Origin of the sequence: Mycobacterium sp. 1165178.9 (genome assembly GCF_001673555.1) — a bacterium.
In the GTDB taxonomy this organism is placed as follows: Bacteria; Actinomycetota; Actinomycetes; order Mycobacteriales; family Mycobacteriaceae; genus Mycobacterium.
Genome location: NZ_LZMB01000135.1, coordinates 1 through 12,161, shown reverse-complemented (window position 1 = coordinate 12,161; position 12,161 = coordinate 1). Strand labels below are relative to the sequence as shown.

Sequence of the window (12,161 nt, the reverse complement as noted above, 5' to 3'; positions counted from 1 at the left end):
GTGCAAGTCCAACCCGGCCCCCAGCTCGGCCTGCGCATCGAATACGACACCGACCTGTTCACTCCCGCCACCATCGACACCCTCATCACCCGCTTCGAACGCGTCCTGGTGGCCATGACCACCACACCCGAACAACCCCTGTCCACCATCGACCTACTCGACAAGCCCGAACACACCCACCTCGACACCCTTAGCAACCGCGCAGCACTCACCCAACCCGCCACGGCAGTGTCCATTCCGGCGGTGTTTGCCGAACAGGCGGCCCAAACACCAGCTGCAATGGCGGTGACCTACGGCGCGCGTTCGTTGACTTACCGCGAGCTCGAGGACACCGCCAACCAACTAGCTCACCTGCTCGCCCACCACGGGGCAGGCCCCGGACATTGCGTCGCGCTACTCGTGCCCCGCTCCGCCGAAGCGATCACCGCGATACTGGCCGTCCTCAAAACCGGAGCGGCCTATCTACCCATCGACCCCACCCACCCGCGGTCGCGCATCGAGTTCATGCTCACCGACGCAGCACCCATCGCCGCCCTCACCACCACAGAACTGGCCGACCAGCTCCACGACTTCAACATCACGGTCATCAACGTCGACGACCCCGCGGTCAACCGCCAGCCCAGCACACCCCTACCACCGCCGACCCCCGATGACATCGCCTACCTGATCTACACCTCCGGCACCACCGGGATCCCCAAAGGCGTAGCCATCCCCCACCGCAACGTCACCCGGTTACTCGAGTCACTAGACGAGGACCTAGAGCTCGCGCCCGGCCAGGTGTGGACGCAGTTTCACTCCTATGCGTTCGACTTTTCGGTGTGGGAGATCTGGGGTGCGCTGCTGCACGGCGGGCGACTGGTCGTGGTGCCCGAAGAGGTGACCCGCTCACCAAACGACTTCCACGCCCTACTCATCGCCGAACATGTCAACGTCTTGAGCCAAACCCCGTCGGCGTTTTATGCGCTGCAAAGCGCCGACGGGCTGCAGTCCAAGCCAGGGCATCAGCTTGAGCTTGACACCGTGGTGTTCGGTGGCGAAGCGCTTGAGCCACAACGTCTTCGGACGTGGCTGGATAACCACCCTGCGCTACCGCGGTTGATCAACATGTATGGCATCACCGAGACGACGGTGCATGCCTCGGTGCGTCAGATTGCCAACGGCGACACCGACCGCAATGCCAGTCCCATCGGCGTGCCACTGGCGGATCTTGCGTTCTTCGTGCTCGATGGCTGGTTACGGGCGGCACCGGTCGGGGTGGTCGGCGAGTTGTATGTGGCCGGTGCCGGGGTGGGCGCGGGATACGTGGGCCGGGGTTCGTTGACCGCCTCGCGGTTTGTGGCCTGCCCCTTCGGCGGCCCGGGGGCGCGCATGTATCGCACCGGGGACCTGGTGCGGTGGCGCGCCGATGGGCAACTGGAGTATCTCGGTCGCGCGGACGAGCAGGTCAAGATCCGCGGCTACCGCATCGAACTCGGCGAAATCCAAACAGCACTCGCCGCCCTGGACGGCGTGGATCAGGCGGTGGTGATCGCCCGCGAGGACCGCCCGGGCGACAAGCGCCTGGTCGGCTACATCACCGGGACCGCAGACCCCGCGACGACCCGCGCCGCACTGGCCGAGCGGCTGCCGTCCTACATGGTGCCGACGGCGCTGATGGCGCTACCTGGGTTGCCGCTGACGGTCAACGGCAAGCTCGACACGCGCGCGCTGCCGGCACCGGAATACACCGACGTCGATTCCTACCGGGCCCCGGCCACCGCCGTCGAAGAGATCTTGGCCGGCATCTACGCCCAAGTGCTCGGACTCGACCGGGTCGGGGTCGATGACTCGTTCTTCGACCTCGGTGGGGATTCGCTGTCGGCTATGCGCCTGGTCGCTGCGATCAACACCGGCCTGGATGCCGGCCTTTCGGTGCGCACCGTATTCGACGCGCCCACGATCGCCCAGTTGGCGACCCGCATCGGCGCGGAGGCGGGTCGGCGTACGCCGTTGGTGGCGGTCGAGCGGCCCGCGGTCATCCCGCTGTCGTTTGCCCAGAGCAGATTGTGGTTCCTCAACCGATTCGAGGGCGGGGTTGCGACCTACAACATTCCGACCGCTTTCCGGATGTGCGGGGCGCTCGACGTCGAGGCGTTGAGCGGCGCCCTCGACGACGTGATCGCCCGGCATGAATCGCTGCGCACCATATTTCCCGACGTTGACGGAGTGCCGTACCAGAAGGTGTTGCCGGCCCAGGCCGGGATGTGGCGGCGCGGGGGCCCGGCGGTGGTGTCGCTGCCGGAGCAGGACGTGACCGGCGCATTGGTGGCACTAGCGGGGTATCGGTTCAATTTGTCGGCGGAGATCCCGATCCGTGCGCGGATATATTCGGTGGCGCCCGAGCAACATGTGCTGGGAATTTTGGTGCACCACATCGCTTTTGATGGGTGGTCACTAGCTCCGATGGTCCGAGATGTGGGCGAGGCGTATCGGGCGCGGCGGCAGGGACGGGCCCCGCAGTGGGTGCCGTTGGCAGTGCAATACGTGGATTACACGCTGTGGCAACGCGATTGGCTCGGAGCGGAGTCTGATCCCGACAGTGTGATTGCCGGCCAGTTGCGGTACTGGCGCCAGGAGTTGGACGGCCTGCCGGAGGTGGCGTCGTTGCCGACCGACCGGCCCCGTCCGCCGGTGCCGAGTTACCGCGGCGATCGGGTGGAGATTCGCCTGGACCCGCAGGTGTGGGCGGGGGTCAAGGGGCTGGCGTCGGCGCATAACGCGACGGCCTCGATGGTGTTGCAAGCGGTCTTGGCGGTGGTGTTGCACCGCGTCGGAGTCGGCGAGGACGTGGTGATGGGTACGCCGATCGCCGGGCGGCTGGATGCGGCACTCGATGATCTTGTCGGGTTTTTCGTCAACACTTGGGTATTGCGGGTCGGGGTCAATTCCCAGCAGCGGTTCAGCAATGTGCTTGAGCAGGTGCGGCAGAAGGCGCTAAATGCCTACAGCAATCAGGATGTGCCGTTTGAGCGGCTCGTTGAGCAGCTCAACCCGGTCCGCTCTACGGCGCATCATCCGCTATTCCAGGTAGCAATGGTCTTCCAAAACAATGTGCGCCCAGGGAATTTGACGTTCGACGGGGTCAGCATCGAGCCGCTGGGGGCATCCACCCAGACCGCCAAGTTCGACCTCGAATTCCATCTGAGCGAGGTGCGCAGTGAGGACTCCGCCGCGCCGATGGCCGCCGGAGTGGTGTCGTATGCCACCGATTTGTTCGACCGGGCCACCATTGAGCAACTGGTCGGTTGGTTCGGCCGGGTGATCGAGGCAGTCGCGGTCGATGCGTCGGTCGTGGTGGGGGATGTGGCGTTGCTGGATCGCGGTGAGCGTGATCTGGTGCTGTCGGAATGGTCTGGTGTTGCCGTGGAGGCCCCGGTGGGCCTGGCGCCGCAGTTGTTGGCTGCCGCGGTGACGGCCGATGCGGACGCAGTGGCGGTGGTGGACCGCGGACGGGAGTTGTCCTACCGCGAGCTAGATGAGTGGTCGACGCGGCTGGCGCGGGTGCTGATCGAAGCGGGCGTTGGCCCGGCGCGCGCGGTGGGCGTAGCGATGGATCGGTGCGTGGAGTTGGTGGTGGCCTGGTGGGCAGCTGTCAAGGCCGGCGGCGCATATGTGCCGGTGGATCCTGCCTATCCGATAGAGCGGATAGGCACGGTGTTAGACGCGGTGGCGGCTGTGTGTGTGTTGACCAGTGGTGGGGACACCGTGGCCGGGGCCGGTGCGCGCCCGGTGATGCGGGTCGACGGTCTGGACCTGTCCGGGCGTGCTGCGGATCCGATTACCGACTCGGACCGAATGGCCCCGCTGTGGGTGGACGACACCGCGTACATCATCTTCACTTCTGGGTCTACCGGTGTCCCCAAGGGCGTGACGGTAACCCATGCCGGTCTGTTGGGATTGGTTGCGGCGCAAGGCAAGATCTTCGGGTCGCGCGCGAATGCGCGGGTACTGATGGTCGCCGTGCCGACCTTCGATGCCTCGGTCTTCGAAATGTTGTGGGCGGCGGGATCCGGCGCGGCGTTAGTGGTGGCCCCGCCGCAGGTGTATGCCGGAGAAGCACTAACCGGGCTGCTGCAGGACCGGCGGGTCAGTGCGGCGGTGATGACCCCGTCGGTGTTGGCGTCACTGGATCGGGCCCGGTTGGACGGGGTGGACACGTTGGTCACCATGGGCGAGGCATGCCCGCCGGAGTTGGTGGCCGCATGGGCGCCGGGTCGGAGGATTCTCAACGCCTACGGTCCCACTGAAGCCACCATCTGGGCCTCGTGCAGTGCGCCGCTGTCGGCGGGCCGGCCGGTTGATATCGGCGCCCCGATTCCGGGGATGTGCGCGCTGGTGCTCGACGCCCGATTGAACCCGACGCCGATCGGGGTGGTCGGCGAGCTGTATCTAAGTGGGCCGGCGCTGGCGCAGGGCTATGTAGGTCGCGCGAATTTGACCGCGGAACGCTTCGTCGCGAACCCGCACGTGGGTGCGGGGTCACGCATGTATCGCACGGGTGATCTCGTGCGCTGGACCCGCGGCGGCGCCCTGGATTATCTGGGCCGGGCCGACACACAGATCAAATTGCGTGGACAGCGCATCGAACTGGGCGAGATCGAAAACACGTTGTTGGCCTGCCCGCAGGTCGCCCGGGCCGCTGTCACGGTGCATCAGAGCGACACCGGTGCCCAGCTGATCGCGTACATCACCATCGAGCACACCACTACCGCCGACCAGGACGCCGAAATCGTCGAGGAATGGCAACACCTTTATGACGAGTTGTACGACGCCGAGGTCGAGGCGCCCGGATTCGGCATGGATTTCCGGGGTTGGAACAGCAGCTACACGGATGACCCGATTCCACTTGAGGAGATGGTGGAGTGGCGTTCTGCCACGGTGGATCGGATCATGGCCCTGCAGCCGCGGCGGGTATTGGAGATCGGCGTGGGCTCCGGACTGGTGTTGTCGCAGATCGCCCCCGTGTGCGAGCGCTACGTCGCCACGGATATGTCCGCCGTGGTTATCGACAGGCTGGCAAACTCACTCGAGAAGTTGCAGATCCCGTGGCGTGATCGGGTCGAGCTGCTGACCCGACCGGCTCACGTCACCGAGGCACTCCCGCAGGGCGGCTTCGACACCGTCATTCTCAACTCGGTCGTGCAGTACTTCCCCAACGCGGCATATCTGGCTGACCTGATAAACACCGCCATGGATCTGCTGGCGCCGGGCGGGTCTCTGTTCATCGGGGATGTGCGAAACCACAGCCTGCAGGGCGCGTTCCGAACCGGGGTCGCGCTGGCCCGCACCACTTCCACCGACGCCGCCGAGATCCGTCAACGAATCCAGTCCGCCATGCTCGGCGAGCCCGAATTACTGCTCGCCCCAGAGTTTTTCACCGTCCTAGCCGCCGATCATGCGTCGGTGGCCGGAGTTGACATTGAAGTCAAACGTGGATTCGCCGACAACGAACTCAACCGGTATCGCTACGACGTCACCTTCCATAAAGCTCCCGCCCCGGTGCGCTCGCTGGCCGGCGCACCCACCTGGGCCTGGACCGAATGCGCCGGCCTGGACGGGCTGCGCACGCGGCTGCTGTCCCACCGTCCCGCCACCATTCGCGTCACCGACATCCCCCAGGCCGGGGTGATCAACGACGTCCGCATCGAACGCGGCCTTGCCGCAGGGCTGCCCCCGGCCGAAGCAGCAGCCCAAGCCAGGACGGAGAACGGGGACGTCGTCCCCGAGGAATTGCACCGCCTCGGTGAAACCACCGGATACCTCGTCGCCGTCACCTGGGGGTCCCAGCCCGGCACCCTGAATGCCGTCTTCATGGCCCCCACCGACCGCGACGGCCAGCGTCCCCCACCGCTGACCGACCTCTACCTGAGCCCCGCCGGGGCGGACCGAAGCAGGGTCAATGCCAACGACCCCCACACCAACACCAAGGTCGGCGCGGTGCGTCAGCGGTTGAGCGCGCGGTTGCCCGAATACATGGTGCCGACACAGATCGTGGTGCTCGAGGAGTTCCCGTTGACCGCCTCGGGCAAGCTCGACCGCAAGGCGTTGCCGGCACCGTTATTCGTTGGCGCACCATTCCGGGCGCCACACACGGAGACCGAGAAAGTTGTCGCCGAAGTGTTCGCCGAGGTGTTGGGTGTGGATCGCGTCGGGCTTGATGACGACTTCTTCGCACTGGGTGGGGATTCCCTGGTAGCCACCCGGGCGAGCGCCCGGCTGCAATTGGCATTGGGCCGGGAAGTGCCGGTGCGGTACCTGTTTGACGCGTCCACGGTCGGGGATCTCGCACACTATCTCGATTTGCACCGTGGCGGCACTGCTCGCCCACCGGTGCAGCGGATGGCGCGCCCGACGCGGGTCCCGCTGTCGTATGCCCAGAACCGGTTGTGGTTTATCGACCAATTGCAGGGACCTTCGCCGGTGTACAACATGCCCGCGGCGTTGCGGTTGGGCGGACGGCTTGATGCCGACGCATTGGGTGCGGCGCTGGGTGATGTGGTGGGTCGCCACGAGAGCCTGCGGACTTTGTTCACCGCGCACGAGGGGATACCGCTGCAGGTGGTGGTGCCCGCTGAGCAGGCCGACTTCGGGTGGGACGTAGTTGACGCCACTGGCTGGCCGACGGAACGGTTGGATGAGGCCATCGGCGCGGCGGTGCGCTACACGTTTGATCTCGCGAGCGAAATCCCGTTGCGTGCCTGGCTTTTCCGCGTGGCCGACGACGAGCACGTGCTGGTGATCGTGGTGCACCATATCGCGGCGGACGGCTGGTCGATCAGCCCGCTGGCACGCGATTTGGGTGTGGCATATGCCAGCCGGAGCGCCGGGCGGGCCCCCGACTGGGCGCCGCTGCCGGTGCAGTATGCCGATTACACGTTGTGGCAGCGCGAAAGCTTTGGTGACCTGGCCGACAGCGACAGCCCCATCGCCGCGCAGCTGGGTTTTTGGGAAGACGCCCTGGCCGGGATGCCTGAGCGCCTGCAGCTTCCAACCGATCGGCCCTATCCGTCGGTGGCTGATCAGCGTGGCGCCAATGTGACGGTCAACTGGCGAGCGGAGCTGCAGCAGAGCGTTCACCGGATCGCTCGCGAGCACAATGCCACCAGCTTCATGGTGGTTCAGGCCGCCCTGGCGGTGCTGCTGGCCAAGCTCAGCGCCAGCAACGATGTGGCGGTGGGATTCCCGGTCGCCGGGCGCCGCGACCCCGGACTGGACGAGTTGGTCGGCTTCTTCGTCAACACCTTGGTGCTACGTGTCGATCTGGCCGGTGATCCCACTGTCGCTGAATTGCTGGCCCAGGTGCGACGGCGCAGCCTGGCCGCCTACGAACACCAAGACGTGCCTTTTGAGCTGCTTGTCGACCGACTCAAACCCACGCGATCGCTCACCCATTCCCCGCTGATCCAGGTGGCCTTGACCTGGCAGAATCTGCCCTGGCAGCTCAACGGCCCCGCCGCCGGACTCGGCTTTGGTGACTTGCGCGCCACACAGCTGCGGGTGGACACCCAGACTGCCCGCATGGATCTGGCGTTTTCTCTAGCCGAACGCTTCACCGAGGACGGTGAGCCCGCCGGGATCGCCGGAACGGTGGAATTTCGTACCGATGTGTTCGATGCGGCCAGTATCGAGACGCTGATCGCGCGGTTGGAGCGGGTGTTGGCGGCGATGAGCGTCGATCCGGCGCGGCGCTTGTCGTCGATGGATTTGCTGGATGCGGCCGAGCACGACCGGCTGGATGAGTGGGGCAACCGGGCGGGATTGACCCAGCCGGCACCAGGGCGGGCGTCGGTGCCAGCGTTGTTCGGCGCGCAGGTGGCGCGGGTCCCGGAGGGGGTGGCCATCCGCTGCGGGCAGGGTTCATGGACCTACCGCCAGGTCGATGACGCCTCGAATCGGTTGGCGCATGTGTTGGCCGGCCGGGGTGTGGGTCCCGGTGGGTGCGTGGCGCTGCTGTTCAACCGTTCGGTCGAGGCGGTGGTGGCGATGTTGGCGGTGCTGAAGGCGGGGGCGGCGTATTTGCCGATGGATCCGGCGGCACCGGCGGCGCGGATCGGGTTCATGGTTGACGATGCCGGACCGGTGGCCGTGATCACCACCGCGGAGCTGGCCGATCGGCTCGATGGCCATGACGTGGCGGTCGTCGATGTCAACGACCCCACGGTCGACATCCAACCCAGTATGGCGTTGCCGGGGCCGGGGCCGACCCCTGACGATATCGCGTACATCATCTACACCTCGGGCACGACGGGGGTGCCCAAGGGGGTGGCGGTCACTCATCACAACGTGACTTATTTGGCGGAGTCGTTGCCCACCGGGCCGTCGGTGGCCGGGGTGTGGACGCAGTGTCATTCGTATGCTTTCGACTTTTCGGTGTGGGAGATCTGGGGCGCGCTGCTGCGGGGTGGGCGGTTGCTGGTGGTGCCCGAGTCGGTGGCGGTGTCACCGCAGGACTTCCACGCGCTGTTGGTCGCTGAGCGGGTCAGTGTGCTGACCCAAACCCCGTCTGCGGTGGCGGCGCTCTCCCCGGCCGGATTGGAGTCGGCGGCGCTGCTGCTTGGCGGGGAGGCGTGTCCGCCCGAGCTGGTGGATCGCTGGGCGCCGGACCGGATCGTGGTCAACGCCTATGGCCCGACCGAGGCCACGGTGTATGTGGCGCTCAGTGCGCCGTTGTCACCCGGCGCCAAAGTGGTGCCGATCGGTGCGCCGGTGGCCGGCGTGGCGTTGTTTGTGCTCGATGCGTGGTTGCGGGCGGTGCCCGCTGGTGTGGTGGGTGAGTTGTATGTGGCCGGCTCCCGGTTGGGGGTGGGATATGTGGGCCGGACGGAGTTGACGGCCTCGCGGTTTGTGGCGTGTCCATTCGGCGGCGCGGGGACTCGGATGTATCGCACCGGGGATTTGGTGCGGTGGGGCGCTGATGGGCAGCTGCAATATGTGGGCCGTGCCGATGAGCAGGTCAAGATCCGCGGGTATCGCATCGAGTTGGGTGAGGTCCAGGCGGCGCTGGCCGGGCTGCCTGGGGTGGAGCAGGCGGTGGTGATCGCCCGCGAGGACCCCCCCGGTGAGAAGCGCCTGGTCGGGTATGTCACGGGAACAGCTGAGCCGGGCGAGATTCGCGCGCAGTTGGGTGAGCGCTTGCCGGCCTACATGATGCCCACGGCAATCGTGCTGGTGGAGGCGCTGCCGATGACCACCAACGGCAAAGTGGATATCCGGGCTCTGCCCGCACCGGACTATCAGGACCTCGACCGGTATCGCGCCCCGGGCAACGCGATCGAGGACATCCTGGCCGGAATCTACGCCCAGGTGTTGGGCCTGCAGCGCGTCGGAGTCGATGACTCGTTCTTCGAGCTGGGTGGGGACTCCCTGTCGGCAATGCGTCTGCTCGCCGCGGTCAACGCCGGCCTGCGGGCAAACCTTACGGTGCGCGCGGTGTTCGAGGCGCCTACGGTTGCCGAGTTGGCGCCCCGTGTCGCGGCGGAGGCAGGCAGCTATGAACCGTTGGTGGCCGGAGAACGACCCGCGGTGGTGCCGCTGTCGTTCGCCCAAAACCGGTTGTGGTTTATCGACCAGTTGCAGGGCCCATCACCGATCTACAACATCCCGGTGTCATTGCAACTGCGAGGGCCGCTTGACACCGCGGCATTGGGTGCGGCGCTGGCCGATGTGATGGGTCGCCATGAGAGCCTGCGGACGCTGTTCCCGGCCGTCGACGGGATACCCCGCCAGCTGGTGATGCCCGCCGAGCGCGCCGACTTCGGCTGGCAGATAATCGATGCCAGCGATTGGCCGGCGGTCCGGCTGGGCGAGGCCATCGACTCCGCGGCGCGGTACACGTTTGACCTGTCCACCGAAATCCCGTTGCACGCAACGCTTTTCCGTGTCGGCGAGGACGAGCATGTGCTGGTAGTCGTGGTGCACCACATCGCCGCCGACGGCTGGTCCATCGCCCCGCTGGTGCGTGACCTCGGGGTGGCCTACGCCAGCCGCTGCGCGGGGACAGCCCCCGGATGGGCGCCATTGGCGGTTCAGTACGTCGATTACGCGCTGTGGCAGCGCGCGCAGCTGGGCAGTCTCGAGGATGGCCAGAGCCTGATCGCCGCGCAGCTGGCCTACTGGGAGAACGCCCTGGCCGGCATGCCCGATCGCCTGCAGCTGCCCACCGACCGGCCCTACCCACCGGCGGCTGATCAGCGTGGCGCAAGTGTGGCGGTGGACTGGCCGGCTGGACTGCAGCAGCAGGTGGCGGTGGTGGCTCGCGAGCACAACGCCACCAGTTTCATGGTGATTCAGGCCGCCCTGGCGGTGCTGCTGGCCAAGCTCAGCGCGAGCGCAGATGTGGCGGTGGGGTTCCCCATCGCCGGGCGGCGCGACCCCGCGCTCGAGGAACTGGTCGGCTTTTTCGTCAACACCTTAGTGCTGCGGGTCGATTTGACCGGAGACCCCAGCTTGGCCGAACTGCTGGCCCAGGTGCGAGGGCGCAGCCTGGCCGCCTACGAACACCAAGACGTGCCGTTTGAGCTGCTCGTTGAGCGGCTCAACCCGGCCCGCAGCCTGACCCATCATCCGCTGGTGCAGGTGGCATTCGCTTGGCAGAATTTCGCCGGTCAGGACGCTACGAAGCTCGCCGGATTGGCCTCGGGTGACCTGCAGATCGCGCCGCTGCCGGTGGACACCCACAGCGCACGCATGGACCTGACCTTTTCGCTGGCCGAGCGGTGGACCGAGGCCGGCGAACCCGCCGGGATCGGGGGCGCGGTGGAATTTCGCACCGATGTGTTCGACGCGGAAACCATCGCAACACTCATCGAACGGTTGGAGCGGATCTTGGGGGCGATCACTGGCGACTCCAGCCGGCGGCTGTCGTCAGTGGATCTGCTCGATGAGGCTGACCACGTCCGCCTGGATGACCTCGGCAACCGGGCAGTTTTGGAGCAGGCCGCACCACCGGCGGTGGCTTCCATTCCCGCGTTGTTCGCCGCGCAGGTTGAGCGTGCCCCGGATGCGGTGGCAATCGCATGCGGCGATTGTTCGTGGACCTACCGCGAGCTGGAGGACACCGCTAACCGGTTGGCACATGTGCTGGCGGACAATGGTGCGGGCCCGGGGCAATGTGTGGCACTGCTGTTCTCCCGGTCCGTCGAGGCGATCGCGGCGATCTTGGCGGTACTCAAAACCGGTGCCGCCTACGTCCCGGTCGATCCGGCGCTGCCTGAGGCACGGATCAGGTTCATCCTCGCCGATGCCACACCGATCGCCGCGATCACATCGGCGGCCCTGCGATCCCGGCTGGACGGGTACGACCTACCGGTGGTCGATGTCAATGACAATGCTGTGCAGACCCAACCGGATACGGCACTTCCCCCGCCGGCACCCGACAACCTCGCCCACATCATTTACACCTCCGGCACCACGGGTGTGCCCAAGGGGGTGGCGGTCACCCATCACAACGTGACCCAGCTGTTCGATTCGCTGGATGCCGGCGTGGAGTTGGCCCCGGGGCAAGTGTGGACACAGTTTCACTCGTTGGCCTTCGACTTTTCCGTCTGGGAGATCTGGGGTGCGTTGTTACATGGGGGACGGCTGGTGGTGGTGCCCGAAGAGGTGGCCCGCTCTCCGGAGGACTTCCATGACCTGCTGGTGGCGGAACGGGTCAGCGTGCTGACCCAGACGCCCTCGGCGGTGGGGATGCTCTCGCCTGAGGGGTTGGACTCGGCGGCCTTGGTCATCGGCGCTGAGCCCTGCCCGGCCGAGCTGGTGGATCGCTGGGCGCCGGGCCGGGTGATGATCAACGTCTACGGCCCGACGGAGACGACGATGTGGGCGTCCAAGAGCGCGCCGCTGACGGCGGGGTCGGGGTCGCCGCCGGTTGGCTCGCCGGTGCCGGGGGCTGCCTTCTTCGTGCTGGATGCGTGGTTGCGCCCGGTCCCCGTCGGTGTGGTCGGCGAGTTGTATCTGGCCGGCCGAGGGGTGGGCTGCGGCTACTGGCGCCGGTCGGGATTGACCGCGTCGCGGTTTGTGGCATGTCCGTTCGCGGGCGCGGAAGGTCCGGGATCGCAGGGGCTACGGATGTATCGCACCGGGGACCTGGTGCGGTGGCGCGCCGACGGGCAGCTGGACTATCT

1 protein-coding gene is annotated in these 12,161 nt (G+C 66.7%); it reads left to right on the top strand.

The genetic code is table 11. The features are described from left to right. Positions 1 to 12,161, top strand: a 12,161-nt coding sequence (locus tag A5652_RS06600; protein ID WP_067348084.1) for a non-ribosomal peptide synthetase, incomplete at both ends; no start/stop codon positions are given.